The organism is Embleya sp. NPDC127516 (assembly GCF_044765325.1).
Lineage (GTDB): Bacteria > Actinomycetota > Actinomycetes > Streptomycetales > Streptomycetaceae > Embleya.
The window spans coordinates 15997-39911 of the sequence record NZ_JBIWJT010000043.1 but is presented as its reverse complement, the minus strand read 5'-3'; the positions used below and the strand labels follow the sequence as shown (position 1 = coordinate 39911).

General features: G+C 71.9%; 33 protein-coding genes. 6 read left to right on the top strand and 27 right to left on the bottom strand.

Annotated elements, in window-relative coordinates; genetic code table 11:
- Positions 1–366: 366 nt before the first annotated feature.
- Complete coding sequence (locus tag ACIRL2_RS45970; RefSeq protein WP_402240872.1) at positions 367–930, bottom strand: hypothetical protein; 564 nt, start codon at positions 928–930, stop codon at positions 367–369.
- A 293-nt stretch (positions 931–1223) separates the two neighbouring features.
- Here ACIRL2_RS45970 and ACIRL2_RS45965 point away from each other — a divergent pair, with 293 nt between their 5' ends.
- From ACIRL2_RS45965 to ACIRL2_RS45940, 6 genes are all read left to right on the top strand, one after another.
- Positions 1224–2507 (top strand): Twin-arginine translocation pathway signal, encoded by a 1284-nt coding sequence (locus ACIRL2_RS45965; RefSeq protein ID WP_402240870.1) that lies wholly within the window; start codon positions 1224–1226, stop codon positions 2505–2507.
- A gap of 2 nt (positions 2508–2509) precedes the next feature.
- Positions 2510–2821 (top strand): 4a-hydroxytetrahydrobiopterin dehydratase, encoded by a 312-nt coding sequence (locus tag ACIRL2_RS45960; RefSeq protein WP_402240962.1) that lies wholly within the window; start codon positions 2510–2512, stop codon positions 2819–2821.
- A gap of 647 nt (positions 2822–3468) precedes the next feature.
- Positions 3469–4611: a ParA family protein gene (locus ACIRL2_RS45955; protein WP_402240867.1), complete on the top strand. Its 1143-nt coding sequence runs from the start codon at positions 3469–3471 to the stop codon at positions 4609–4611.
- Positions 4608–5561: a ParB/RepB/Spo0J family partition protein gene (locus tag ACIRL2_RS45950; protein WP_402240864.1), complete on the top strand. Its 954-nt coding sequence runs from the start codon at positions 4608–4610 to the stop codon at positions 5559–5561. Before ACIRL2_RS45955 ends, ACIRL2_RS45950 begins: the two co-directional genes overlap by 4 nt.
- A gap of 578 nt (positions 5562–6139) precedes the next feature.
- The gene (locus tag ACIRL2_RS45945) at positions 6140–6589 is read left to right on the top strand and encodes a hypothetical protein (RefSeq protein ID WP_402240861.1); all 450 of its coding nucleotides are present in this window, start codon (positions 6140–6142) and stop codon (positions 6587–6589) included.
- Entirely contained in the window at positions 6534–7715 is a 1182-nt protein-coding gene (locus ACIRL2_RS45940) for a hypothetical protein (RefSeq protein ID WP_402240859.1), read from the top strand. The genes ACIRL2_RS45945 and ACIRL2_RS45940 overlap by 56 nt, the downstream gene beginning before the upstream one ends.
- Positions 7716–9070: 1355 nt before the next feature.
- Here ACIRL2_RS45940 and ACIRL2_RS45935 read toward each other — a convergent pair.
- From ACIRL2_RS45935 to ACIRL2_RS45810, 26 genes are all read right to left on the bottom strand, one after another.
- Positions 9071–9241 carry a hypothetical protein gene (locus ACIRL2_RS45935; RefSeq protein ID WP_402240857.1) on the bottom strand — a complete coding sequence of 57 codons (171 nt, stop codon included), beginning with the start codon at positions 9239–9241 and terminating at the stop codon, positions 9071–9073.
- Positions 9242–9309: 68 nt separating this feature from the next.
- The gene (locus tag ACIRL2_RS45930) at positions 9310–9606 is read right to left on the bottom strand and encodes a hypothetical protein (protein WP_402240854.1); all 297 of its coding nucleotides are present in this window, start codon (positions 9604–9606) and stop codon (positions 9310–9312) included.
- 106 nt (positions 9607–9712) lie between these two features.
- Positions 9713–9907, bottom strand: coding sequence for a hypothetical protein (locus ACIRL2_RS45925; RefSeq protein WP_402240851.1), 195 nt, complete (start codon positions 9905–9907; stop codon positions 9713–9715).
- Between the two features lie 208 nt (positions 9908–10115).
- The gene (locus ACIRL2_RS45920; RefSeq protein ID WP_402240848.1) at positions 10116–10547 is read right to left on the bottom strand and encodes a hypothetical protein; all 432 of its coding nucleotides are present in this window, start codon (positions 10545–10547) and stop codon (positions 10116–10118) included.
- Entirely contained in the window at positions 10547–11056 is a 510-nt protein-coding gene (locus tag ACIRL2_RS45915; protein WP_402240845.1) for a hypothetical protein, read from the bottom strand. Before ACIRL2_RS45915 ends, ACIRL2_RS45920 begins: the two co-directional genes overlap by 1 nt.
- Positions 11053–11967, bottom strand: a complete 915-nt coding sequence (locus ACIRL2_RS45910; RefSeq protein ID WP_402240843.1) for a DUF5131 family protein — start codon at positions 11965–11967, stop codon at positions 11053–11055. The genes ACIRL2_RS45915 and ACIRL2_RS45910 overlap by 4 nt, the downstream gene beginning before the upstream one ends.
- 114 nt (positions 11968–12081) lie before the next feature.
- A complete protein-coding gene (locus ACIRL2_RS45905) occupies positions 12082–12678 on the bottom strand; it encodes a hypothetical protein (protein ID WP_402240842.1) in 597 nt (198 codons plus the stop codon).
- A gap of 95 nt (positions 12679–12773) precedes the next feature.
- Complete coding sequence (locus ACIRL2_RS45900) at positions 12774–13316, bottom strand: hypothetical protein (protein WP_402240840.1); 543 nt, start codon at positions 13314–13316, stop codon at positions 12774–12776.
- Between the two features lie 83 nt (positions 13317–13399).
- Entirely contained in the window at positions 13400–13687 is a 288-nt protein-coding gene (locus ACIRL2_RS45895) for a hypothetical protein (protein ID WP_402240838.1), read from the bottom strand.
- Complete coding sequence (locus tag ACIRL2_RS45890; protein ID WP_402240836.1) at positions 13684–14739, bottom strand: hypothetical protein; 1056 nt, start codon at positions 14737–14739, stop codon at positions 13684–13686. The genes ACIRL2_RS45895 and ACIRL2_RS45890 overlap by 4 nt, the downstream gene beginning before the upstream one ends.
- Before the next feature lie 102 nt (positions 14740–14841).
- The gene (locus tag ACIRL2_RS45885) at positions 14842–15111 is read right to left on the bottom strand and encodes a hypothetical protein (RefSeq protein WP_402240834.1); all 270 of its coding nucleotides are present in this window, start codon (positions 15109–15111) and stop codon (positions 14842–14844) included.
- A gap of 147 nt (positions 15112–15258) precedes the next feature.
- Positions 15259–16842 carry a DNA cytosine methyltransferase gene (locus tag ACIRL2_RS45880; protein ID WP_402240831.1) on the bottom strand — a complete coding sequence of 528 codons (1584 nt, stop codon included), beginning with the start codon at positions 16840–16842 and terminating at the stop codon, positions 15259–15261.
- A gap of 6 nt (positions 16843–16848) precedes the next feature.
- The gene (locus ACIRL2_RS45875) at positions 16849–16995 is read right to left on the bottom strand and encodes a hypothetical protein (RefSeq protein WP_402240828.1); all 147 of its coding nucleotides are present in this window, start codon (positions 16993–16995) and stop codon (positions 16849–16851) included.
- A 491-nt stretch (positions 16996–17486) separates the two neighbouring features.
- Complete coding sequence (locus tag ACIRL2_RS45870; protein ID WP_402240826.1) at positions 17487–17765, bottom strand: hypothetical protein; 279 nt, start codon at positions 17763–17765, stop codon at positions 17487–17489.
- 169 nt (positions 17766–17934) lie between these two features.
- The gene (locus tag ACIRL2_RS45865; protein ID WP_402240825.1) at positions 17935–18162 is read right to left on the bottom strand and encodes a hypothetical protein; all 228 of its coding nucleotides are present in this window, start codon (positions 18160–18162) and stop codon (positions 17935–17937) included.
- 101 nt (positions 18163–18263) lie between these two features.
- Positions 18264–18719, bottom strand: coding sequence for a hypothetical protein (locus ACIRL2_RS45860; RefSeq protein WP_402240822.1), 456 nt, complete (start codon positions 18717–18719; stop codon positions 18264–18266).
- A complete protein-coding gene (locus ACIRL2_RS45855) occupies positions 18716–19198 on the bottom strand; it encodes a hypothetical protein (protein WP_402240821.1) in 483 nt (160 codons plus the stop codon). The genes ACIRL2_RS45860 and ACIRL2_RS45855 overlap by 4 nt, the downstream gene beginning before the upstream one ends.
- Before the next feature lie 131 nt (positions 19199–19329).
- The gene (locus tag ACIRL2_RS45850; RefSeq protein ID WP_402240818.1) at positions 19330–19698 is read right to left on the bottom strand and encodes an RRQRL motif-containing zinc-binding protein; all 369 of its coding nucleotides are present in this window, start codon (positions 19696–19698) and stop codon (positions 19330–19332) included.
- Between the two features lie 314 nt (positions 19699–20012).
- Complete coding sequence (locus ACIRL2_RS45845; RefSeq protein ID WP_402240815.1) at positions 20013–20522, bottom strand: hypothetical protein; 510 nt, start codon at positions 20520–20522, stop codon at positions 20013–20015.
- The gene (locus ACIRL2_RS45840) at positions 20519–20722 is read right to left on the bottom strand and encodes a hypothetical protein (RefSeq protein ID WP_402240814.1); all 204 of its coding nucleotides are present in this window, start codon (positions 20720–20722) and stop codon (positions 20519–20521) included. Before ACIRL2_RS45840 ends, ACIRL2_RS45845 begins: the two co-directional genes overlap by 4 nt.
- A gap of 101 nt (positions 20723–20823) precedes the next feature.
- Positions 20824–21696: a hypothetical protein gene (locus ACIRL2_RS45835; RefSeq protein WP_402240811.1), complete on the bottom strand. Its 873-nt coding sequence runs from the start codon at positions 21694–21696 to the stop codon at positions 20824–20826.
- A 147-nt stretch (positions 21697–21843) separates the two neighbouring features.
- Positions 21844–22095, bottom strand: coding sequence for a hypothetical protein (locus ACIRL2_RS45830; protein ID WP_402240808.1), 252 nt, complete (start codon positions 22093–22095; stop codon positions 21844–21846).
- 31 nt (positions 22096–22126) lie between these two features.
- On the bottom strand, positions 22127–22813 hold the full coding sequence (locus tag ACIRL2_RS45825) for a GGDEF domain-containing protein (RefSeq protein ID WP_402240806.1): 687 nt from the start codon (positions 22811–22813) through the stop codon (positions 22127–22129).
- Between the two features lie 199 nt (positions 22814–23012).
- Positions 23013–23180, bottom strand: a complete 168-nt coding sequence (locus ACIRL2_RS45820; RefSeq protein WP_402240803.1) for a hypothetical protein — start codon at positions 23178–23180, stop codon at positions 23013–23015.
- A 59-nt stretch (positions 23181–23239) separates the two neighbouring features.
- On the bottom strand, positions 23240–23422 hold the full coding sequence (locus ACIRL2_RS45815) for a hypothetical protein (protein WP_402240800.1): 183 nt from the start codon (positions 23420–23422) through the stop codon (positions 23240–23242).
- A gap of 130 nt (positions 23423–23552) precedes the next feature.
- Positions 23553–23888: a hypothetical protein gene (locus ACIRL2_RS45810; protein ID WP_402240797.1), complete on the bottom strand. Its 336-nt coding sequence runs from the start codon at positions 23886–23888 to the stop codon at positions 23553–23555.
- Between the last annotated feature and the right edge of the window lie 27 nt (positions 23889–23915).

Below are 23915 nucleotides of genomic sequence, written 5' to 3'. Positions count from 1 at the left end.
CTCCGGTGCGTCGTCGGGTGCGCCGTCCCGTGCTCGCTCACCACGCCATCGAGTCGAGGGCCCATGTGCGCCGGGCGACGATCAGGCTCGGAGAGCGTCGATACCGTTCCGGTGTCAGTTCGTGATGGGTGGCGAGGAAGCCGTTCATTGCAGGTCGACATGTGCCGTCGTGGTGCTCGCCGTCTCGCGTACTTCGGTGCGATGTGCGTCGAGCACTGCGGAAGCACGAAGGGCGTGACATGCCGCACGGGTGTCGCGACGGTGGGTGCGGCAGTCCTCGGCCGAGACGATGTCCGGAAGGACACGGGGTGGCGAGGTGCTCGAGGGCGGCTCCCTCGGCGGCGAAACGGTCACCGATATCGCCGATCATCCGTTGCTCTCCGGGTCGGGGACCCTGCGGCGGACGGTTCGGTCGGCGATGGCGGCGCGGATGCCCTCGCTGGCGAGCCATCGGCCGAGGCGCCCGTGCAGCTCGGCGACCTGGTCGATGGTCAGTCCGGTCACCGGCGTCGGGTCGAGGCACAACCGAGGTTCGAGCGGTGTGCCGGCGGGAATCAGATCGGGGCGGTGCCGGCCGATGTCGTCGAGGAGGATCCGCCGGTGGTGTTCCTCGATGTGCGCGACCACGCCCGGTTCAAGGTCGATCGGGTGGACGACGACCCGCAGGAGAAGGCCGAACCCGTCCCGGACCACGCGCGCCCTGCCGGGCTGCGGCTCCTGCGGATGCCGAGGACGCAGCAGGGTCTCCGCGAACGCGGCCACCTCGACATCGGTGACGTGCACAGCGACGCGTTCGAGTTGCACGGCCGGTGCGTGCATCCCCGCCGAGACGACCGTGAGCCGCCACGGCCGCGGGTGCTCCACGGGCACGAGGTGGATGCTCCAGGCGGGCAGGGTGACGGTCTCGACCGCCGCCTCGGTATCGGTCACGAAGGCTCCCATCGTGGGTGAGCGCGGGTGGTGGCTGCTCGTCGTCGGCAGGGTCGGGCCGAGCGGCCGTCGAGAAGGTTCGGGAGCGGGCCCGGCATCGCCGTGTACGGCATACGAGTCGGAGGGTGGCCGGGCTCGCCGCCGGACCCGCTCGCGACGATCATCACCGGGCGGCAGGCGGCGGAACGATGGCGTTGTCGATGGCGAACCGATGGCAATTCAAGCCCGATGCACGGTGGTTGTTCCGTCGCGGGGGTAGCGTGGGGCACCGCCGCCGCGCACAGGGGGACCGCATGGCGATCCGTCGCACACCGAACACCCGCCTCCGCGCTGTCCGCGAGGAGCGGTGGAAGCAGTCCCGGTCCGAGTTCGCCCTCGCGCTCCAGGCGAAGGCGGACGAGCTCGGCGAGCGCCATGCCTCTGTCGACGCCAGGCTGATCGCGCGCTGGGAGGACGGAGAGACCGCTCGCCCGCGGCCCATGTACCGGCGCCTCCTCGTCGCACTCACGGCGATGTCCGAGGCGGAGCTGGGAATCGGGCCGGTCGACTCCCCGGCGCCGGTGAACGATCCACCTCCGACACCCGTAGGCGAGTCGGTGGATCGCCGACGGTCGGTCGGCGGCGGCGCGCTCGCGATCTCCGCGGGCGCGTGGCCCGGGACAGCGCGAGCGGCGCAACCGCGGCGCGTGGATCCGGCCCTGGTCGACTACTTCGAGGAGCAATTGGCCGGCCACTATCGGGCGGACATGATGCTGGGGCCGCGTGCGCTCATAGGGACGGTCACCTCGCAGTTGCACCTGATCGGCAACCTCCTCAAGGAGGCGGAGTCGGCCGTTCGCCGACGCCTGTCCGGGACCGGCAGCGCATACGCCGCCTTCGCCGGCTGGCTCCACCTCGACGCGGGCGACACCGCTCTCGCCGCACAGTGGCACGGCGTGGCCACCGAACTCGCGCACCGTTCCGGAAACGCCCACGCGGTGGCCTGTTCCCTCGTGGACCGGGCCATGGCGCACACCGACGCCGGAGCGGGCGCCGCCGCAGTCGACCTGTGCGCCAACGTCCTCACCGTCGGGCGCAGACTGCCCACGGAGCTGCGCGTCTTCGCGTTGCAACAACAGGCGCACGGCGCCTCGCTCCTGGGCGACCGCACCCGGACGGACCGACTCCTCGACCGGGCCGAGCACCTCGTCGGCAACGTCGACGAGGAAGTCTGGGGCACCGCATGCTTGCGCACACCCCACTACGTACAAGTGCAACGCGCCACCTGCTACGGCCGCCTGGGTCTGCACGCGGACGCGAATCGGCTCTGGCAGCAGGTCATCCCCGCATCCGGCGGATCCGCGCGCCGCGACGTCGGAGTGTGGAGCGCACGCCAGGCGCGGGCACGCGCGGGCCTGGGCGAACCCGAGGCGGCGCTGCAGTCCGCGCGGGTGGCGGTCGACGCGGCCCTGGGCACCGGCAGCGTCCGGGCCGCTCGTGAACTCGCCGCCCTGGAGAGGGAGATGCAGGCATGGCACGATCATTCGATCGGCCGTGAACTGGCCGCCCTGCTCGCACCATTGACCCTGGAGGCGTGACCATGGCCGAAGCCCTGACCCTGTCGCAGATCGAGAAGGCACTCGCCGCCGACCTCCCGGGATGGGCCACGGACGGGCGCCGCATCGAGCGCACATACGGGATCCCGCACATCGCCGGAGCGGCGTTCGTCATGCACATCGCCGCCATCCAGGACGCCTGGGGCCACCACTCCGACGCGACCCTCGGCTACAAGACCCTCCACATCAGCATCAGCTCCAGCGACCTCGGCGGACACGTCGCGGAACACGACCTCGAACTCGCCCGCCGCATCGAAGCCGTCGCACCGGCACACGGCGCACAACCAATCGACTGACCACCAGAGCGCGTCATCGCGTCGACGCGAGCGCCGGAGGGAAATCGGGCTTCCAACGGGGGCAGGACTTCACGGCCCGCCAAGCTCCCCGATGATGGGTGACGCACCCCTCGTCGAGCGCCACTCCCCTCCCCCGTTCCTGCGTCTGCCGACCACCCACCCCACCGACCACCCAGTCCGTCCGTCGGCTTTGAGTTCGCGTGCGACGTGGGGACGAGTCGACCGAACGGGACAGGCATCGAGGTTGGCAGGTTCGGGATCGTCACCCCGTCCCCTGCTTCGAGATCAGGGGGAGGTCCGACTCAGGCGGTGGGCGATCTCACGTCCGGTCAGGCTCTCCCCGGTGCACAGTTCTCGCAGTCGACATGAGCAACACACGGCCGGGGCCTTGCGAAATCGCCCCGCTGGAAGGGGAGACGGATCGCCACGCCGAGGGCCGCACCCACGCCCGATGCAATGTTTTCGGCCCTCGTGCGGCCCGTTCCTTCGCCGACGCCATCCGCGCCCGACCGTCCGGCATCGGCCTCTGCCGCGACCGGGCGCCGCCGCCGCTCACCAATCGCATGGCCGGGCGGAGTTCGCGGGTTGGCCGACATACCGCTTTACCTCCGTTGTGTCCGCCGCGCGACCTAGTAATGTTCGGTGCCGTGAGCATCCCAAACCAGCGTGAGGACCGAGAGAAGCTAATCACCGCTCTCGCTCCACAGTTGCGCCAACTGTTGAAGATCCGCGCATTCGAACACGGCCTGGACATCCAGGACGCGGCCGAACACGCCGTCCGGGCCTGGTACTCGACCGAGTCGCCGCCCGAGGTCGACACCACCGGGGCGAAGACCTGGGGCACGTTCCTGCCCGTAGGCGAGCCGGACCGGTTCAAGACCGAATGCGGACAGCGCGGCATCACCTACGTCCAAGGCCTCGCCCAGGCGGTCACCCTGTGGCTGGGCAACCACCCCTCCCCCACCGCCCCGTTGACGGCGCAACCCGTCCTGCGGGTGATCGTCGCCAACCAGAAAGGCGGCGTCGGCAAGACGTTCATCGCCTCCGGCATGGCCCAGGCCCTCGCCGAGAGCGGGCTGCGGGTGCTGCTCGTCGACTACGACCCGCAGGGCCACCTGACCGCCGAACTCGGCCTCGACGAGATCCCGGACGGCGAGGACAGTCTGCTGTCCCACATGGCCGAGGAAGCCCGCGGCGACATAAGGGACTTGCTGGTCGCCCTGGATCAGGAGCGGTTCGGGCACCGACTCCACGTGCTCCCGGCGTGTGACGACGCGTTCCTCATGGACGCCAAGATGGTCAAGATCCGGTTCAGCGAGTCGGCTCTGGAGCGTGCCCTCGAACCGCTGGAGAGCGACTACGACGTCATCGTCATCGACGGGCCGCCCAGCCTCGGTCTGAGCATGGACACCGCCCTGTACTACGTGCGCCGCCGTGACGGCGAACGCGCCGACCGTTCGGGAGTTCTCACCCCCGTGTGGGCCAACGGGGCCTCGCACCGCGCGTTCAAGCTGCTGAAGGCCCAGATCAACGACCTGTGCCAGAAGGCCCGCACGGACATCGACTATCTGGGTCTAATCGTCAACGCCTACGACGGGCGCCGAGGCACGCTAGTGAAGGCCAACAAGGAACAGTGGGAGAAGAGCACCAACCCCGGTGTGCTCGCCGTCATCGGCGACCTCAAGGAGGGCCGGGAGGCCTCGGACGGCAACATCCCGCTGCTGGAGTACGCGCCCGACAGCGAACACGCCCGCGTCATGCGTGAGCTGGCGAAGGAGTTGGCGGTATGAGTCCGAAGTCAGCGCGCGTCACCTCGGGCTTCAGCGTCGAGGACGAGGATGTCGAGGCGCCTCCCGCGCCCCGCCGGGTCCGCACCCGCAGCGAGATCATGAACGGCGAGGGACGCGCGCCCGCACGTGTCCCTCTCGCGGAACTCACGCACAACCCGTACAACCCGCGTGAAGAACTCGTCGAACTCGACGAGACCATCGCCTCCCTCCGCGAGAGGGGGCAGTTGGTTGCGCTCACCGTCGTCACCCGCGCCGCGTTCGAGGCAGCCCACCCCGACCACGGCGACACGCTCGCCCCGGCCCGCTGGGTCGTGCTCGACGGCAACCGGCGCCTGGCCGCCGCACACCTGGCGGGCCTGGACGAACTGCGCATCGACGTCAACGACGCGCTCGCCGCGAGCGCGGCCGACATCCTCGAGAACGCGCTCGTCGCCAACCTGCACCGCGCCGAGGTCCCGCCGCTGGACGAGGCCAAAGCGATCCGTGACCTGCTGAAGATCCACGGATCGCAGGAGAAGGTCGCCCGCCGGCTCAGCAAGAGCGGCGCCTGGGTGTCCCAACGGCTGGCCCTCCTCCAACTCCCCCAGGACCTCCAGGAGAAGGTGGAGAGCGGAGAGCTCAAGGTCAAGGACGGGCGGCGGATCGGACGCCTGCCCGCCCAGCAGCAACACACCGAGGCGGCGAAGGCCCTTAACCCGGTTAAGGCCGCCCGTCCGCAGCCCCAGGCCGCGCAGCCTCGTCCTCAGGCCCCGCCGCCCCGGCAGGTCGAGGAGCCGTCGTCCGAGGACACCCCGCAGGCTCCCGCCCCCGGTGACGTCCGCCTGGCCGAAGCCCTCGACGAGGTTCTCGGAATCACCCGGGATCCCGACGCGCTCGCCGAGGTTCTCGTCGACCGCCTCCCCAGGGACGTGGTCGTCGCCCTGACGAACAGCCTGATGACCCACATCTAGCGTCGACGAACCATTAACCGGGTTAAGGCCACGGTGGCCGCGCCCTTCGACTCGACCCCTTAACCCGGTTAACGCTCGGCGCCGGTCAGGACACGACCGGGGCCGCCACACGCAGACTCGGGCGACGTGCGCGGGGAGCGTGCCGGAGTGGCACGGTGCTTCGCGCGGACTGGGGTGGGCGAGGTGGTCGGCAGTCTGTTCGACCGTCGGATGGCGAGCGCCGGTATTTTCGCAAAGGAAACGTTTCGCGCCATTGGGAGCACGTTTCGGCCCTGGTCTTCGGGAACCTCGCGGGGTCAGACTCGTGGGTGGGGGTTGGGAAGACTCGGGGAACTCGGAACTCTTGCCGGGGGGCGGCAATGGCGGTTCGGAGACCAGGGTGGGGTGCCCGTGGCGGGGTGCTCGCGCTGACGTTGTTGCTGCTGCTCGTCGCATGCACCGACGGGGGCGCGAAACCGAGGAAGAGTCCGGCGCCTTCGGGCGGCACCCGTGGATCGCCGCCTGCGGCCGGGGCACGACCGTCTGGGGACGAGACTGTCCGATGGCGGGACGGTTGGGCATCTTCCGTGGGGTTGGGGGTGCGGATTGCCAAGCCCGGACTGGATGCCGGGCAGGTGCGGATGCGTACCGACCTCCCGGACGCGACGCCGCTCGACGGCATGCTGCCGGGAACCGTCCGCATCGGCCCAGTCGTCGACATCACGCCCTCCGTCCCGCTGACCGCAGCGGAGGTCCGATTCTCGTTCGAGCCCGAGCGGGATCTTCCCAACGGCACCGGCGAACAGCCCTCCACACTGGCCAACGCCTACATCGCCATCTGGGAGGGCGCGCTGGGCCTGTGGTTCCCCTTGGAGACCCGTTACGACGGGACCACACACGAACTGGTCGCCACGGCGCCGCACTTCTCGCTGCTCTCGGCGCGGGAACGCGGACGGCAGCCCCTCGACCAAGGCCGGCGTGACCGTCACCCGCGTGAAGGACATCGCCGTCACACCCGACAAGAGCTGGATCCGCGCCTGCGTCGTTGACATCAAGGAGGACAAGAAGCCGACCCGCCGGGCGTTGCGCATCGAGAACCCGCGCAAGTTCCCCCTCGCCGTCGAGGCGAACGGCCTCTTCGACGTGAGCTGGTCATTGTACGACGCACGCAGGATCGACGACGCACACGTGATGCTCGCCCGCTACCTCGAGTCCCTCGCGGGCGACAGCATGGTGCCCCGCCTGAGCAGCGCGGAGTTGCCCTTCACCGACAAAACTCCAGCCGCCGCCCGGGTCGACCTTGAGTTCGCCGCGCTCACCACCACATTCGACGTCATCTTCGGGTTGATGTCCGCCGCGAAGTCGGTCGACGACGGCGCCAAGGTCCTGGCCAGGATCTTCGCGGAACTGGTGCCGGTCGGTGGGCACAGCGCGGACGACTTCCTCGTCCGGGCCCGCCGCATGCTGGAGGACCGGCAGTTCGCGGAACCCGGCCAGTCGGACCTGTTCACCGCGGCAAACGGCCTGCTGGACGCCATGGGATGCGCCAAACGCATCTGGTCGACCCTCGAGGAACGCAGCGGCCGGCGGCTGGCGAACCTGGTCCGCGAGTGCGTGGCCATGGGCCTGGACCGGATCGGCCGGGAGACTGCGGCCTTCGCGGTCAACACCTTGAAAGGCATGCTCAACTCCGCCAAGTCGGTCTTCGAAGTCGCCGACCTGCTGCATGAGCTCGGTGAAGGCAAGGCGCCGAGCGCCGTGGTCTCCTACGCCCCGACGCTCCCCGACGGAGTCCACGACGTCCTGCTCGCCTCCGTCGACCCGGCCGGCCGGACCATCATGGTCGACCCCTTGAAGGTTCTCTGGGGCGAGGAGGCGCGGGCGGCGTGCATCAAGGCCGGGGAGACGCTCTCCGAGAGCGGGGGTTGGTGCAACGAGTACTACTGGATCAATCCCGACAAGACCAGGTTCCGGCTCACCTTCACGGCCAAGGCGAATTTCACTACCGCGCACGACACCTACTGCCCGCTCCGCAAGGGCAACCCCGTCACACCGGCCTGCCCGTCGACGGCCGAGAAAGTGCGTGACTACATCCGTCCGGACGCGCCGAAGCACTTTCACGTGGAGGTGAAGGACAACGTCGTCGTATCGGTGAACCAGATCTTCTACCCGTAGCGCCATTGGCCACGGGCTCGTCGTAGTCGGCCGATCTCGGCCCAATACCCCGACCCGGGCTCGCCGTTCTTCGGTCGAAGAACCGAAGCGCCACCGCCATCAGGGCAACCGGCAAGGACCCCGTCGGCAACACGGTCATCGCCGCCAGGCATCGTCCGACAACTGCTGCGCCGTGCCAGGCAAGACTGGGCTTCTACGGTCTGCGCATTCCGCGCAATAGGTCGCCAAGGCCCTTAACCGGGTTAAGGCCCCCCGAGCCAGGAAGACACAGGACGACAGGGCGGAGGGCCTTAACCCGGTTAAGGCCGCGTCGCCGATCCCCGCTTCGAACCCCTCCGCCGGTCACCGGCGCCGGGGAACAGCTGGCGGCCGTGCTGTACGACGCCCTCCGGCTCGCGGGCGACTCCGCCACCTTGGCCGACGCCATCGTGGATCACCTCCCGCACGACACCCTCCTGGCCCTGACCGACCGACTCATGGCCCGCGTCTGAACTGCGGCGTTAACCCGGTTAAGGCTCCGACGAACCCGTGTCGGCCTTAACCGGGTTAAGGCCGGCGACACGACATGTGAGGATCGCCGGACCCGTCACGCGCCCTCGAGTCGTCAACCGATGTCGACCCTTAACCCGGTTAAGGCCGTCGCTCCGGGTACATGGACATGCTGGCGTCCGATGCGTGTCGGGGCGACATCCGGTGTCGGGTCGCGGCCGCCACAGGACTGCACGACAAGTCCGATGGGCCAAGCCGCCAAACCGTGTCGGGAGGTACCCGACACAACGTCCGAGGCCGCGCCCCACCCGACACGAAGGCGCGGACCCGCCCCAGCCGCGACACGGTCGAACATGGCGGGCCGTCTCGATCGCCTCGTGTCGGGCCCGTCATGTCCGGTACCGCTCGAGAGGTGCACCGCTCAAGCGGCATCGCAAACACCACCGTCAACCGGTCCTGCGTGGCCGCCAACCTACGCGCACTTCCAACCGGTCGACCGAGACGGCGGCCACCAGCCGTACGTCTCGTATCGGTGACCGAGGAGACGTGTCGGGTCGGTGTCGGCCGCACTCCGACACAGTCCGATCGCCACGTCATCCCCCCGGCCGTGTCGGCTGCTCCGCGTTGACCCGGAGACGCCCTTGCCCAACCGGGCAAAAATGATCTTGGCGGGCGGGTGCCGCTGCGCCGTGTCGAGTCGACGAAGGCGTGTTCAACCCCGTGTCGGCCGCCACGCGGGTCCCGACATCGACCCGACAAGCCGGGACCCACTCGCCGTGGCCTTGTCGGGTGGGGCAAAGCCCGACAGAGATTCCGGCCCTGTCGGGTGGCGGCTCGAACCCGCAGCGACGCGAAGGCGTGTCGGGTCACGGTGGCCCTTGGAGTCGGACGACGGTGACGACCAAGACGCCACTGGAGACGACGTACATCGTCACGCACCCGCCGACCAGCGCCTGGCGGGTGTCGTTGTCGCGCACGGCGCGGGAGCCCGAGCCGTAGGGGTCGTTCGCCAGGGCGGTCATGCCGGCGTCGAACATGCGGCGGCGGTCGGGCGGGAGTGCGTCGCGGCCGGCGCGGGCGATGTCGCCCTACTGGACGCGGTAGCTCACCGGCCCGGCTCGGCCGGCTCGTAGTCGAGTTCCTCGGGGGTGAGCTCGCGGGCCGCAGTCGCGTCGCCGGCGCGAATGCGCGCGATCAGTGCGTCGTCCTCGTCGCGGGCCTCCTGCGGCAGGCCCCATTCGGCGGCGATCAGCGCAACGTGTTCGAGGGGAGCCTGGGAGATCTCGCGATCGAACGCCTCGCGTGTCTCGTCGTCGGGGAGTCCGGCACGGATGCCTGCAAGCGACCCGGGGAGCTCGACGAATCCGACGCCGATGTGGGTGCGCAGCACGGGCTCGTCCATGGGCGTGGTCCTCCGCTCGGGTCGGTTCGGGTCCGTCCCCCAGTGTGCGCCGGCCGCCCCGGCGCCCGACAGGGCGCGCGGGGTGGCGTGCGGAGCCCGGGATCGGTCAGTGATGGATGAGCCACAGCCTCTCAATCCAGGACCAGGCCGTCATGCCCGCTCGGTAGGCCACGCCCCAGGCGGCGTGTGCGGCGATGTCGCGACTCGCGCGGGCGGCGGCCGTGTGCCCGCCGTCGCCGGGGGCGGGACGACCGTCCGGGGCGGGGTGGTCGTGGCTGCGGGCGGGCGCTGTGTCGGTCATCGGACTTCTCCTGACTGCCGTGGTTACCGGCCGCGTGGATGGAAAGGGCGGCCTGGGGGTGGTGGACGGTGTTGGGGTGGGCCCGGGGCGGCCGGCGGTTCACCGCATACGGAAATCGGGTCCAAACAAAAAGGGCCCTCACGCACGTGTTCGCGCGTGAGGGCCCTTTTTGGGGTGGTGTCTACCAAGGTGCTCGGGCGGTGCCGGATCAGGTGCCGCCGCGTGGCCCGGATGTGCGGTCCGGCCGCCGAGCGGCCGCGCGTTCGGGTGTCGCACGCGAGGGTGCGCTGGCCGTGGCCGCGTGTCGGGCCGTTCGACGCGCGACACAGACGGGGTGGCACGGCCTTCCGCCGCGCGCGGATCGGCTCCGCGTGTATCGGCCGCACAGGTCGCAGGGCATGTCGCTGGGGGCGACCATCCACCGTTCGGGGAGCGGGTCGCAGGTGTGGGCGTGCCATTGGGCGGTGAGCGCGGCGCTCTCGTCGGGGCTGCGGGTGGTGATGGATCGTTCGGCGCCGCAGTCGTTGCAGAACCAGGCGGCCTCGCCCATGGCGAGTCGATCACGCGGTGGGGTGATGCGTCCGGAGCCGCGTTCGTAGGTGGTGGGGAGGGTGTAGGCGGGTGGCCGGTCGGTTCCCATCAGGGGGTCCACCGGTGGGGGAGGCGGGTGTTCGGCATGACGCTGTCGGGGTCGAGGTCGCGGATGGGGAGACCGAGGACGGCGTCTTGCACGTTCCGGTCGTGGCGGTCGGTGATGTGTGCGGGGGCGACGCAGTCGGGTCGTCTGCAGGCGCGGCGCAGGAGTCCTCGGGGTGGTCGCCGGCGGTGGACGAGCCAGGAGACGGTGAGGATGGTCAGGCGTCGGCCCTGCCAGGACACGTGCGGTGGCGGCACGGCGCCGGGGCGGTGCCAGACGAGGTGGTCACCGTCGGGGGTGGTGTGTTCGGTGAGGACCGATCGCAGGGTGCGGACCAGGGGAGGGGCGAGCCCGAACCGGCCGTCGCCGGCCCGGGCTGCGGGGGGCGTGGTGTGTGCGGCGCGGCAGTGTCGGCAGGTGCGGCGGCCGCGGTAGTGCTGGGTGCAGCCGGTTGTGCTGTCGTGGGTGTTCGTCCTCCTCGAGGCGTGGGTGCGGGCGCGGGTGCGGGTCATGGTCGGCCTCCGGTGCGGGGGTGGTCGTCCCATGTCCGGCCGTCGAGTTCGCGGCCGTTGGCCGTGGGGGTGCGGCCGCCCCACTGTTTGAAGAAGAACGGCACCTTCGCGGCTTGGCATCGGTCGCGTAGTGAGCGGGCCCAGTCGGGGTGCATCGGCCGGGCGCCCGGCCCGGATTCGCCGCCGGCGATGACCCAGTCGACGTCGGCGGCTGAGAGGTCGATCGGGCCCAGGAGCGGCTCGCACGAGAGGAATCGCACCGCGGCGGGTGTCCGGGCCAGGTGGGGGATCCGGATGTCCGCCCACTTCTGCGTCTCCACGGACACGCCGATCCACACGTTGGGCAGCGGCCAGGGCGGGGACCAGAGGTGACCGTGCGGTGTGGGTGTCACCGTCCAGCCGCCGCCGTGTCCGGAGTCGCCGGCGAGCCGGTGCCCGCCGAGGTCGAGCCGCCAACCTCCGAGATGGGGCGGGGTGTTCCCGATGGTGTCGGTGGCGTGTTCGGCGACGGCTTCGCGGAAGTCGCCGCTCGACAGGACCGTCCGCATCCGCGCGGCCCGCTTCGTCAGCACCATGTAGGTGTGGCGGGAGCTCAGCGCCATCGTCGCGAACACGCGGGCGATGAACTCGGTCGGGATCCGGTCGTGGAACAGGTCGGACATCGAGTTCACGAACACCCGCCGCGGCTTGCGCCACGACAGCGGCTTGCTCAGCCGGTCCGGCCACAACCGGACGTCGAAGCCCTGCGTGAACGGGTGCCCCGGGACACCGCGCCAACGCTCGGCGAACGTCCTCGCGTAGCAGTGGTCGCAGCCCTCGGGCACCTCGGTGCATCCGGTGACCGCGTTCCAGGTCGCGCCGGCGGATCCGTCGTCGCCCCGCGTCCACTCGATCTTCGTCGACGTACTCATCACCGGCCCCCGGCAAGATCGCGACGGGTACGGGCGGCCTCGCGAAGAGGGCCGCACCAGGACCGACCGGTGAAGGGGGTCTCGGTGCGATCGATGGTCGTGGTCATGGGAGCCCTACCTTTCGGTGTCGGGTTCGTGGGCGGGGTGTCCGACGGGGCGGGCGTCCGGGTCGTCGATGGTGTGGTCGTCCCAGGCCAGGGGAGTGGGCCAGCCGCGTTGCACGCCCTCGGCGCGGGCGCGGCGGCTGGGGCCGGGGGTCATGGACAGGCGGTTGTACAGGTCGCGGATGTCGAGCGCGGATCGGGCCTCGACGTGTCGTGCCCGGGCGAGGATGCCGAGCATCTCGGCGGAGCGGGGGGTGTGTTCGGCGAGGGCTGGTCGGGACCAGCCCAGGGCGATCAGTGCTTGGAGGCGGCGGCGGGTGCCGGTGGCGTCGACGACGCTTTCGGGCCGGGTGCCCAGGACGGGGTCGGTGGGGACGGTGACGGCGAGCAGTCGCTGTGCGGTGTCGTGGTGCAGGCGGGGCCGGTGTGGGTCCAGGGCCCGGTTCACGGTTTTGATGTTCACGCCGGCGAGGGCGGCGATGCGGGTCTTGGGCAGGCCTGCGGCGCGAAGGGATTCCAGGTGTGTGCGTGTGGGGTCGCTGTCGACGAACGATTGCCATTCGCCGCGGGCGCGGGCGAGCGCGCGGCGCTTGTCGTAGTGGTACATGGCGGTCCGGCAGGCGGGGTGGGGGCAGTTGGTGGAGGCGCAGGACACGGTGCCGTGTCGGCGCGATCGTCGGTGACGCCGAGGCGCGGGCGCGGTCATTGGGCGTTGCCCAACGCGACGAGCGTTCCGGTGGCGGCGAGGACCGCGGTGAGGGTGTCGTGGCGGTCCGGTGCGTGGTCGGGCGTGCGCGACCGCAGCCGGCCGTGGTCGTTGTCGGTGGTGATCCACGTGTGGCCTCGGCCGTCCCTGTACGAGACCCGCTCGCCGACGACTGCGGGCGGGGCGCTGGGCAGGGTGCTGCGCAGGGCTCGCAGCCTGGCGTATTTCTGCGTGGTGGTGTGGCCGTCCCATTGGGCGAGCGGGTGGTCGGCGTCGACGACGCGGACGTGCCCGAACAGGTCGAGGTGTGTGGGGTTGATGTGCCAGCTCATCTGGCCGGCGACGGTGTGGATGTAGACGATGGCGAACTGGGGCAGGTCGGGTGCGCGTTCGACGAGGACGGAGCGCCAGCGGGCGGCGAGGTCGGCCACCAGGTGGGCGCGTTCGCGGTAGAGGGGCTCGGTCGGGTCGGATTCGGTGGCGGACGTGGGTGTGGGTGGACGGTGGGTGGTGGTGGCGGTCACGATGGGTCCCTCCATCCGCCCCCCTTTCGTGGGGGCGGGGTTGGGCCCGGGGCGGCCGCGCTCGTTTGGTCGCGGCGTGCGGTCGCCCCGGGGCGGATTCAGGTGGTCAGGTCGATCGGTGTCGCGCCGCGCACGTCGGCGAGGCGGGTACGCAGTGCGTGGGCGTGGGCGTGGCCGCGGACGCCGTCGCGGGCGGCGATGTTGGCGGCGAGTTCGTCGAGGGTGGCCAGCGCCTGGTCGACGTCGCCCTCGGTGAGGCGGCCTCGGCCGGCGGCGAGGGTGTGCAGGACGGTGACTCCGGGGCCGCGCGAGTACATCGCGGCTTCGGCGGCGAGCAGGTTCAGGCTGGTGCGGTCGCCGAGGTCGGTGTCGTCGGCGCGGATCATCGGGCGGTGCCCGTGTCGGTGAGGATGTGCCGCCAGGCGTCGCGGATCTCGTCCGGGCCCGGGGCGTATACGCGGCGCTGGGGTTTGATCAGGCCGACGTGGTGGGTGCCGCGTGTGACGGCGAGGGGTTGTGCCGGGTCGCTGCCGCCCCACATCACCAGCGGCAGGAACTCGTCGAGGGTGAACTTGGCGAGCTGGTTGGCGTACAGCACGACCTCGCGGTCGAGGGCGGGGCCGGCGGCGATCGCCTCGGCGACCAGGGGCTGCCAGTTCGGGTAGTCGCCGATGTAGTGGTGTTCGACGGTGTATTGCTGTGCGCCGAGGTGGACGACGAGGGCGGAGGTGCCGTCCCGGTCGGTTTCGGCGGGGACGTGTTCCAGGTACGCGTCGTCGGTGGTGGCCAGGGTGGTCAGGGCGTCGACGGCCGTGCGGGGCACGTGCGCGTCCCAGGTGCCGATGCCGGGGGTGTCGATCACGGTGGCGCCCAGGGTGTACAGGCCGGAGGCGACGACGTAGAGCCGGTCGCCGCGCGCCTGCAGCCGGATCCCGCGGGTGAGTTCCAGTGTCACGTCCTCGCCGCAGTGTGGGCGGACCTCGCGCAGCGCTTGGACGAAGTCGGCGGCGAACACCGGCGCCGACGAGGCCGGTTCCGGCCGGGGCGGCCGGACGGTACCGGCGGGCGCGCGGGTGTCGCGGTAGGTGATCGGCTTGCCCAGGCTCTTCGCGTGGGCGATCTCCTTCAGGGTGTCGTCGCCGATGTACCCGTCGGGGCAGACGACGACCACTTCGTGCGCGAATTCGATCTTGGCGCGGTGGACGCGGCCCAGGCGTTCCTTGAGGGCGGTGACCGCGTCGGGGGTGGCCCACAGGGGTGAGGGCCGGTCCAGGCCGACGGCGGCCGGGGCGAGGACGAAGTGGCCCTGGGCGGTCAGTCGCGCGTTCTCCCGGGCCAACTCGGCCGTGAACCGGAGGGATCCGCACAGGCACACGATGTGCGGCCGCTCGGGCTCGGCGGCCCGGGCGGGGACGGTGCGTTCGAGGGTGGTGGTCAACGTGACTCCCGAGGTTCGACGGGATGCGACGGCCGGGTTCGGCCGTGCTCGAAACCCCCGGACCCGAACGCTTCGGTTCCGGGGGCAACGGGCGCGGCCGGGTCAGCCCTGGTCGCAGTGGTCCCGCATGGCCATCGGCTCGGGGTGGGCGAGCCGGTCGTCGATCACCCGGTGCCAGTCCGTCCAGGTACCCGGGTCGACGTCGTCCGGCGTGATCCGCGCGGCCTCGGCGGCGGCGTTGGCGAGCGTGGCGTGCACGAGCGCCTCGGTGGCCCACGCCCGGCCCTTCACCGGGTCGTTGCCCTGGTTGTACTGGTGGGCGATCTTCGCCAGGCGTTCGGCCTCGACGTAGTGGCGGGCTCCGCTGCTCATCGCTGTTGCTCCTTCGGTCCGGTGTCGGGTTGTGGTCGTGCGGGGCGCTCCGGGGTGTGCGGCGGTTCCGGGGCTGGCCGTGGTCGGCTCCGCCGGCCCGGTCGCGTCGTGCGGGCGCGCGGGGGCTGGGGGTTCGGGGCGGGTGTGTCAGCTCGTGAGGGCGTGGACGACTGCGGCGATCAGGTCGCGGGCGCTGGGTGGGGTGACGGCGTTTCCGGCCATGCGGACGCGTTCGCGTTTGGTGCCGAGGAGTACGTACTCGTCGGGGAAGGCCATGGCGGCCTGGATCTCGGGGACGGCGAGCATCCGGAACAGGCAGTCCTGGACGTCGAGGTCCGCGACGACGAGGGCGTGGCGTTCGATGGTGGTGACGGTCGAGGCGGGTTCGCCGATCGGCCGCGCTTTGCCGTTGCCGTAGTAGGGCACGAGCAGCGCGTCGGTCTCGCTGGTGGTGCGGGTGCGCATCGGCTCGTCGACCGGTAGCGCGGCCTCGTTCCACGTTCCGCCCGAGGGAATGAGCAACGGCGGCCAGGTGATCAGGGATTGATGCCCGGCGGTGGTGAGGGTGCGCAGGGGTTCGGTCGCGGGAGTACACATCTGGGCCGCGTCGCCGCGCGGGGTGTTGTTGCGCATGACGAGCGTGTGTTCGGCTGCGGTGACCGGCCGGAGGGGCCTCCCGAATGTGTGCTCCGTGGGCACCGGCGAGCTCAGCGGCCCGTGGTCACCGCCGCCCCGGGGTTCGGCGGCGGGCGGCCCGTACGCCAGTGCCTTCGTGATGCTCGTGGTCTGCGTCGTCAGGGGCGCGTCCACCGGACGCGTCCGGACCCCCGGCCTGCGCTCGAACGTGTGGCCCGAGGCTTCGAGGGTGATCGGGCGGGCGTACTTGGCAAGCCCCGCCCGGATCCGGGCGAGCGTCTTGGCGGCGAGCGGGCGCGGGCGGTCGCCGATGCGTTGACCCGGCACCGTCCAGTCGATCGCGTCGGCCGCCGGCCGCACCGCGGGGTGGACCTCGACGTGGCAGCGCGCGGTCGGGCACCGCCACACGTACTGGGCGCGGTACTTGCCGCCGGGGCGGTCGTGGCGCTTCCACGCCTGCACCGCCCGGACCGGCCGGTCACACGCGGGGCAGTGCGCGGTCGGTCGGGTCCACCTGTCCAGGTCCGGGCACGGGGACGGCCCGTGGTGGGCGACGGCGTACCAGCGGTCCCGGGACTGCGGGGCGGCCGGGCCGAGCGCGGCGGCGAACATGCTGTTCATGAACACCTGGTGCACGCAGTACCCGAGCGCCTGCAGGGCGGCGCGCCACGCACCGAAGAGTTCCCAGTCCCGAACCTCGACCACGTTCTCCACCACGATCGCGCGGTAGCGGTGGTGTTCGGCGAAGCGGACGACGTCCCACATCGTCGCCCGCGACCGCACGGCCGCCTCGTCCGGCAGCGGCGGCTCGTCCAGCAACGACGTCTGGGCCGCCGCGCGCCGCTTCCCTTTGGCGTTCGTGTGGTTCGTGCACTCGGGGGAGAACCATCCGATGTCCGTGGTGGGGTAGCGGCGCGGGTCGACCTGGGAGAGGTCCGCGCAGTCGTGGTCGGTCGTGGGGTGGTTGGTGTTGTGGGTCTCGACGGCGAGCCGCCAGTGGTTCGCGGCCAGCCGCACGGACACCCCCGGGACCTGCAGGGCACCCGTGGAACTGCCGCCCGCGCCGCAGAACAGGTCGGTCATGGTCAGCGTCACGGCCGTTCACCGCCTGCCTGCGACGGCGCGGGTCACCGTCTCGATGACCGAAGGCCGAGCGGCCGCCGGGTCGTCGCCGTCGCCGTGACCGCCGTGGCGGGGCGGTTCGGTGAGGCGTACGGCCCGGGCCTGGTACCGGGTTGCATCGCTCATCGCGTACTCCTTCGATCGTGTCGGGTTGTGGGTTCGCCACGGCCCGGGCGGGATGTCCGGCCGGGCGGGGCCATGGACGCTCCACTCCGCCGGCCCGGTCAAGTCCGTTCGCGGGGGCGGCGATTGCGGGGCGGCGTGGAGTGCGGGCGGCTGGGTGGGTGTGCTCGTGTGGCCTGAACTGCGGCGGGGATCGCAGCGCGGGATGGTGCCGGCGTTCGGGGCCGTGCGGACGCGTTCGCGTTCGGTGGCAAGCGGTGCTCGGTGGGCCGCCGGCCGGATCCCCGGACGGCGGGCGAGCAGGCAGGCGGTCCTGGACGTCGAGGCCTGCGACGACGAGTGCGTGGCCTCGCAGGCGTGACGCCCACGCGGCGAGCTCGGCGACCGGCCGCGCGGCCGGTGTGTCGTCGGGGTCGAGCGGGCGCGGTGCCGGGTTCGGCCGCGCTCGAAACCCCCGGACCGCTGCGGGTCCGGGGGCAACGGGCGCGGCCGGGTCAGCCCGCGTCGGAGTGGGCTCGCGCGGCGACTTCCTCAGGGTGGGCGGTGCCGGCGCCGACAACCTTGCCCACCCGCGCCGGCAGGTGGGGGCAGGTGTTGACGGCTTCGAGCAGCGCGGCAAGGACCAGGGTCTGGGCGAGGGTGGCCTGCGCGAGCGCTTCGGTGGCGAGGGCTTGCCCAACCGTGGCGTCCTCACCGTCGCCGTAGGTGTGGTGGTGGGCCATGCCGGCGAGGCGTTCGGCTTCCGCCACGTGGCGCCGGTATCGGGTGTTCATCGTGCGATCTCCTTCGGATCGGTGTCGGTTCCGGGGTTGTGCGGGTGTTTCCGGGGTGGCGTGTGTCCGGCCGTGCGGTGGCGGCCATGGACGCTCGACTCCGCCGGCCCGGTCAAGTCGGTTCGCGGGAGCGGACGATCGCGCGGGTCGGGCGGCCGGCCGGGGCGGGCTATTGCCAGACGTTGCCGACGAGCACCTTGTTGCGGTCGCGCAGCGCCCACAGGCGGCCGGTTCGGCGCTCGGTGGTGGTGCGCGGCTTGCCCCAGGCCTTGAGGAGGCGGGTGGCGTCGCGCATGGCCTTGGTGTCGTCGGTCGCGTCGAACCGGGTGCTGTCGGCGACGAGTTCGACGCCCGCAGCGGTGTCGGCCGAGATGAAGTCGAGGCGGTAGCTGTTCACGTGGTGGGTCCCGTCTGCGAGGGACTGCCCGGCCGGGTTCGGCCGCGCTCGAAACCCCCGGTGCCACGTGGGCGGTTCCCGGGGGCAACGGGCTCGGCCGACTACACGGTCGACGCGGCGATCGCGGTGATCGACGCGGTGAGCGCGAGCACGATCAGCGCCAACCTGACCAGCACGTACTGGGCGGCCGTGATCCGGCCCAGGCGCTCGTACTCGGCCTCGAGCCCATGCGGTGTCTCGCCCGGCCAAATCGATGGCAGCGCGGCGTCGGGGTCGCCGGCCCGACGCGGCCATCCGCCGGTGCAGGGCAGCAGGACCGCGACCAGGAGCACGACGGCCAGGGCCAGTCCGGCTCCGGCACTGCGGGCAACGGTGACGGTCGGCAGCGTCGACAGCACCGGCGCGGTCAGTCCGATGCCGGCGAGCAGCAGGACCGCGTTCCGGTCGGCGGCGCGCCGGTCGGCGACGCGGTTCTCGATCCCGCGACGCGACGCGGCCATCAAGCCCGCGTGGTCGACGACGGGGTCGGGGCGTGTCCCGGCGTCGTCGGCGCTCATTCTCCGGCCCCGGCGACCGGGTCGGCCCTGCGGTAGGCCTCCAGGACGTGCTTGGGGACGATGCCTCGATCGGGGCAGGCGATCCCTTCGCGTGCGGCCCACGCCCGGGCCCGTCGGCCTTCCTCGCGCCGCTGCGCCGTTCCGGGGTCGCCCCCGGGCGCTTGGAGCGGGGGCGGGGTGGTGGTCGACGTCGCGCCGGTTCCGATCTTGGCGGCGCGCAGGTCGCGCTGGGCTTGGGCGAGCAGGAGTTCGGCGTCGATGAGGCGGCGTTGCGCGGCGTGGACGGCTTCCTGGCGCTCGCGTCGCGCGGCGAGGTCGGACAGCGCCTTGCCGGCGCGTTCGGCCAACGTCCGTATCGCCGGGCTCTGTTGGGCCGCGCCCCAGGCCAGGAGGGCGTCCACGTCCAGGACGTCGGCCGGGTGGCCGTGCGCGCCGGCGGAGGGTGCGGTGGTGGTGGGTTCGGGCAGGGTCTCGATCACGACGGTCCTCGTCTCGTGGGTGGTGTCGGGGGTGGGCTCGTGCGCCCACGGCCCGGACCGCGCCGCCGACGCCGCGAGGCGGCGGGGCGCGGTCGGGACCGTGTGGGCAGGGGCCGGGGGAGCGGCGCGTGTCACCAGGGCGGGGGTGTGTCGTCGTCGACGACGGTTTCGCCGGTGAAGCACGGCACGCACATGCCGCGTGAGGTCGGGATGCAGTAGTCCTGGACCACGCGGCAGCCGGCGCAGGTTCGACGGGCCCGCATGGCGGCGTCCAGCGCGCGGGCCTGGGCTTTCGTCATCGGTCGGACGCGTTCGGCGCGTCCGACGTCGAACAGGTAGGCGACGCGCAGCCCGCGTCGCCATCGGATTTCGGCGGCGATCTCCTGACGGCCCTTGCCGGGGCTGAGACCGAGCCTGCGCAGCTGGCGGCGGGTGAGCAGGTACCAGGGGGCGTGCCTGTACGCGTAGACCTCGATCCCGGTCTCGGTGGTCTCGGTCATCGTTCGGTGGCCCGGGCGGCCGCGTCCAGGACGTCGCTGGCGGGGTCGGTGGCGCCGATGGTGGGTTCGGGCACGGTCTCGATCACGACGATCCTCGTCTCGTGGATGGTGGTCGGGGGTGGGCTCGTGCGCCCACGGCCCGGACCGCGCCATCGACACCGGGATACGGGCGGCGGCGCGGTCGGGACCGTGCGGGCAGGTGCGGGCGGGCGCGTCGCCGCGTGGGTGCGGGGGCGCGTCACAGGGAGACGGTGTCGCCGTATTCCTCGAGGCCGGTGGTGGTGTCGGTGATGTACAGGTCGGCCCTGAACTCGTCAGCCATCGCCATCGCCATCGCCGTCCCCGTCCGCGTCCGTCGTGGGGCGTCGTTGGGAGACGGCGATGACGATCCCGTCGTCGCGGATGTGGCGTACACGTGGGTGGGGCCAGTCCTCGAGGGCGTAGAAAATCGCGAAGTCGTCCATGTCGAGCCAGCCGCCGACGGTGCCGCGGGGGTCGTGTTCGGCGTCGGCCATCAGGACGCCGGCCTGGCCGGCGCGTGCGTCGAGGCCGTGCGGGCGACGAGCGGCGACGATCCGGATCAGCTCCGGGGTGAAGTCGCTGGTGGGTTCGAACTCCTCGCGCAGGCGCCAGGTCTGCCCGGGGGCGGCGATCAGCCAGGGGGACAGGTCGGCGACGCGTTCGCACGCGATGCGGGTGGCGACCGGGCGCGGCAGGTGGTCGTCGAGCATCAGGGCGGTGATCCAGGCGTTGACGAGCGCGGCTGCGCCGTGCGCGCCCAGGACGTGGTCGACGCGCTTGTCGGCGTCGCGGGGCGCGGTCATCGGCCGGCCTCCTTGTCGGTCGGGAAGGCGGCGGTGAGGTCGGCCGCGAGGGTGCCCAGGCCGGCGGTGCGCAGGCCGGTGAGGATCAGGGCGTGTTCGTCGGTGTCGCCGCGCCGGGCGGCGAGTTCGAGGCGGCGGGCGAGGTCGGTGCGTGTGGTGGCGGTGGTGGGGTCTGGACGTGCGGGGGCTATGGCGTTCACGATGAGGTGCCCTTTCTCGATCGACGGATCGGATGTGGGTGGGGCTCCGGGGCGGCCGCGTCGTGATGGTCGGTGGCCGCCCCGGAGACCGGGGGTTGTCGCTACGCGTCGTCGGTCTCGGCGGCGCATTCCTCGCAGCAGTCGGTCAGGCGCGAGCCGTGGCAGCCGGGCGTGCACTGGACCTCGTCGCCGAACGTGTCCTCGATCTCGTCCCACTTCGTCGTGTGGGCGGCGATCTCCTCGCGGGCGAGCGTCAGGGCCCAGCGCAGCCGGTCCTCGCTCAGGTCCTGCACCGGGATCGGTTCGGCATCGATGCTGAACAGCGCGCGCAGGTCGAAGGTTTCGGTATCCGCGGCTTCCGTCGGGGCCGAGTCGTGGTCGGCGTGGTGGGTGGTGGGCAGGACGTCGAGGTGCACGTCGCGGTGGACCAGGTCGACCGCGACTGCGGCGGCAACGATGTGTTCCGCGATCCTGCGGGCCGCACCGACCGCACGGTGCCTGCCGCCGACGCATCCCGTGGCGACGGTGATCGGGCCGATGGCGGTGTGCAGGTTCAGGGCTGCGGTGGCGATGGCGGCGGTGAGTTCCTCGACGCCGGGGGTGGCCAGGACGTGCCGGTAGACGTCCTCGTCCAGTCCGGTGCGGCCGCGCATCGCCGGGTCGTGGTGGGGGTTGCGGAACGCCCTGCGAAGGTCGCAGACGATTTCGGCGGCGGGCGGCGGCGTGGGGTGGCCGTAGCCGAACGACACGATCCGGATCCCCGGGGTCGGCGCGGGTTCGCCGTCGAGGTGGGCGAGCATCGCGTCCAGGTCCTCGAAGAAGGTGGTTTCGCCGCGGGCGATCTGCTCGTCGGCCTCGCGTTCGCCGGCCATCCACTCGGGGGAGCGGGTGAGGTCGTCGTGCCGGTCGGCGGTGATGTCGGGTGCGGTGTCGTCGGCGGCGCGTGCCGGGCGGTGGTGGGTGGGTTCGGGCATGCGAGATCACTCCCGTGACGGGAATCGGATGGTGGTGGGGGTCGGGTGGTCGTGCGCCCGCCGCCCGGACCGGACCCTGTCGGGGCCGGTCGGGACGGTGGGCCCGCGTGCCGTGACTGGTTGCGGGTGGGCGATGTTCGCGTGGGGTCAGGACGTGTAGCCGAGTTCGACCGGGTCGGCGCCGCTTTCGAGCGCGTGTGCCGTGGCGCGGTAGTGGTCGGCGTTGTCCTGGTGGGCGGTGATCGCGCGGCGGGAGAAGTCCCGGTCGGCGGGCCGCGCGTTCGGGTCGTCGGCGGTGTTGCGGGCGTCCTCGCGGGCGGCGTCGCAGCGTTCGGCCTCGACGCGCAGGAAGGAGATCTCGGCGGAACGCCGTGCGGGGGTCCAGGTGATGTCGGGCATGAAAGGTCGTCTCCTGTGGGTGCGTCGGGGATCAGGCGGGTGGTGCGGCGGCCAGGTGCGTGCCCGGTCGGCCGGGGCGGCGGCCGTTGACGGTGGCCGTCGCCGCGTCGGCCTGCGTGCCGAGGTACGGGAACTCCGTCTCGCCGGTCTTGACGCGGTACATCGCGACGTCGGCGGCGCGCAGCAGCGCGGTCCACGGCCGGCCGGGCAGGTCGGCGGCGTGGGTGGCGCCGACGGACGAGGAGACCTCCAGGAGCGTGTCGGCGTGCGGGACGGGCTTGTTCAACCGGGCGCGCAGGGCGAGGAGTTCGCGGTCGGTGTCGGTGCGCGGTACGCGGACGATCGCGCCGAACTCGTCGCCGCCCAGGCGTGCGGCCAGGCCGCGGCGGGCGGCGCACCAGCGGTGCAGGCGCCCCGCGAGCGTGACCAGGACCCGGTCCCCGGCGTCGTGTCCGTGGTGGTCGTTGATCTGCTTGAAGCGGTCGCAGTCCACGAGCAGGACCAGGACGTCGTCGGCGCGGCGGCCGGTGGCGAGCAGTCGACTGCCGTGGTCGACGAGGGCCTGGCGGCGCGGGATGCCGGTGAGTTCGTCGCGTCCGGCTGCCTCGAGGCGACGGCGCACGCGGACGTCGTCGGCGACCGCGAGGGCCAGCGGTAATGCGGCGGCCGTCAGCAACAGGGCGCGGGAGCGCTGTCGTTGCGGGGTGTGGATGGGCATGATGGTGGCGATCCCCTCTCGTCGTGGGGCGGGTCACGGAGGCGCACCCGGCTGTCCAGGCGTGGGGTGCGCCTCCTCGTCGTGGGGTTCGGGTCGTTCGTGTGGTCGCCGTCCCAGGGCCTGCGGCGCCGGTCGCTGCCCCTCGGTGGAGCGCGGTGCCCGGGGCAGGTTCCGGGTCGGTCGACGCGGCCCGGGCGGGTCAGTCGATGTCGAAGATCAGCTCGTCGCCGCGCGTCACCATGAGGGTGGTGTCGCAGATGCCGCACCTGCGGGTGAGGTAGGCGCGGTCGCCGTCGACGGCGGGCATGTCCTGGTCGCAGCAGAGGGGGACGTCGTCCAGGTCGAACTCGTCGCCGATGGTGAGCACGAAGCCCTAGCTGGTCGTGGGCGTCGCGTACATGTTTTCTCCGGTTTCGGTTCGGGTGGTCAGGCCGGGCGGGGGCGGTGGAGGGCGCTGGGGTTGGTGTGCATCGGGTCGTCCGCGCAGTCCTGGGCCCATGCCTGGTGGGTCCAGCAGGTCGCCCTGTCGTCGCCGTGCATGCCGGTGTCCTCGAGCCGGTTGTCGCGTTCGATCGCCGCGGCGAGCCTGCGGTCCGGTTTGCGGTCCATGCGGTGTTCCGTTCCGTCGCTGGGTCGGCAGGGTGTGACCACACGAGGTGGCCGCCGGGCGGGCGGTGGGATGCCGGCCGTCCTCCACGGCCCCGGACCCTGGGTTCCGGGGGCATGGGGATCGGCCGGGTCAGGCGAACACGGCGGTCACGGCGTCGATCGCGGCGTGCGCGAGGCGGTCGACGAGGTCGGACAGCGTCCCGGCGAACTCGGTGCCGGAGAGCATCGCCCCGGCGGCGATCCCGAGCAGGACCAGCAGGAGCACACCGCGTTTCCAGGACAGGTACAGGGCCGTGCAGACGGCGAGCACGCCGGTGGTGATGGACACCGCGCTGCCGCCGGTCCCGGCGGTCGCGGGCGCCGTGGTGTCGGCCGCGTACGCAACGGCCGGAGTCAGGGCCAGGACGAGAGCGCCGGCCATGACAACGGCCGCGCGCACCAAGCGGGTTCGGGTGTTCTTGGGCATGACGGAATCACTCCCGGGTGGGATGGG

What these genes read in the sequence shown, in the direction of transcription:
- ACIRL2_RS45870 (WP_402240826.1), bottom strand. Translation starts at nt 17,765, where the DNA reads ATGAACACCCGATACCGGCGCCACGTGGCGGAAGCCGAACGCCTCGCC.
- ACIRL2_RS45830 (WP_402240808.1), bottom strand. Translation starts at nt 22,095, where the DNA reads ATGCCCGACATCACCTGGACCCCCGCACGGCGTTCCGCCGAGATCTCC.
- ACIRL2_RS45915 (WP_402240845.1), bottom strand. Translation starts at nt 11,056, where the DNA reads ATGACCCGCACCCGCGCCCGCACCCACGCCTCGAGGAGGACGAACACC.
- ACIRL2_RS45875 (WP_402240828.1), bottom strand. Translation starts at nt 16,995, where the DNA reads ATGAGCGATGCAACCCGGTACCAGGCCCGGGCCGTACGCCTCACCGAA.
- ACIRL2_RS45960 (WP_402240962.1), top strand. Translation starts at nt 2,510, where the DNA reads ATGGCCGAAGCCCTGACCCTGTCGCAGATCGAGAAGGCACTCGCCGCC.
- ACIRL2_RS45920 (WP_402240848.1), bottom strand. Translation starts at nt 10,547, where the DNA reads ATGGGAACCGACCGGCCACCCGCCTACACCCTCCCCACCACCTACGAA.
- ACIRL2_RS45845 (WP_402240815.1), bottom strand. Translation starts at nt 20,522, where the DNA reads ATGACCGCGCCCCGCGACGCCGACAAGCGCGTCGACCACGTCCTGGGC.
- ACIRL2_RS45965 (WP_402240870.1), top strand. Translation starts at nt 1,224, where the DNA reads ATGGCGATCCGTCGCACACCGAACACCCGCCTCCGCGCTGTCCGCGAG.
- ACIRL2_RS45905 (WP_402240842.1), bottom strand. Translation starts at nt 12,678, where the DNA reads ATGTACCACTACGACAAGCGCCGCGCGCTCGCCCGCGCCCGCGGCGAA.
- ACIRL2_RS45810 (WP_402240797.1), bottom strand. Translation starts at nt 23,888, where the DNA reads ATGCCCAAGAACACCCGAACCCGCTTGGTGCGCGCGGCCGTTGTCATG.
- ACIRL2_RS45900 (WP_402240840.1), bottom strand. Translation starts at nt 13,316, where the DNA reads ATGGAGGGACCCATCGTGACCGCCACCACCACCCACCGTCCACCCACA.
- ACIRL2_RS45895 (WP_402240838.1), bottom strand. Translation starts at nt 13,687, where the DNA reads ATGATCCGCGCCGACGACACCGACCTCGGCGACCGCACCAGCCTGAAC.
- ACIRL2_RS45815 (WP_402240800.1), bottom strand. Translation starts at nt 23,422, where the DNA reads ATGGACCGCAAACCGGACCGCAGGCTCGCCGCGGCGATCGAACGCGAC.
- ACIRL2_RS45860 (WP_402240822.1), bottom strand. Translation starts at nt 18,719, where the DNA reads ATGAGCGCCGACGACGCCGGGACACGCCCCGACCCCGTCGTCGACCAC.
- ACIRL2_RS45935 (WP_402240857.1), bottom strand. Translation starts at nt 9,241, where the DNA reads ATGTTCGACGCCGGCATGACCGCCCTGGCGAACGACCCCTACGGCTCG.
- ACIRL2_RS45850 (WP_402240818.1), bottom strand. Translation starts at nt 19,698, where the DNA reads ATGACCGAGACCACCGAGACCGGGATCGAGGTCTACGCGTACAGGCAC.
- ACIRL2_RS45825 (WP_402240806.1), bottom strand. Translation starts at nt 22,813, where the DNA reads ATGCCCATCCACACCCCGCAACGACAGCGCTCCCGCGCCCTGTTGCTG.
- ACIRL2_RS45925 (WP_402240851.1), bottom strand. Translation starts at nt 9,907, where the DNA reads ATGACCGACACAGCGCCCGCCCGCAGCCACGACCACCCCGCCCCGGAC.
- ACIRL2_RS45835 (WP_402240811.1), bottom strand. Translation starts at nt 21,696, where the DNA reads ATGCCCGAACCCACCCACCACCGCCCGGCACGCGCCGCCGACGACACC.
- ACIRL2_RS45930 (WP_402240854.1), bottom strand. Translation starts at nt 9,606, where the DNA reads ATGGACGAGCCCGTGCTGCGCACCCACATCGGCGTCGGATTCGTCGAG.
- ACIRL2_RS45910 (WP_402240843.1), bottom strand. Translation starts at nt 11,967, where the DNA reads ATGAGTACGTCGACGAAGATCGAGTGGACGCGGGGCGACGACGGATCC.
- ACIRL2_RS45950 (WP_402240864.1), top strand. Translation starts at nt 4,608, where the DNA reads ATGAGTCCGAAGTCAGCGCGCGTCACCTCGGGCTTCAGCGTCGAGGAC.
- ACIRL2_RS45885 (WP_402240834.1), bottom strand. Translation starts at nt 15,111, where the DNA reads ATGAGCAGCGGAGCCCGCCACTACGTCGAGGCCGAACGCCTGGCGAAG.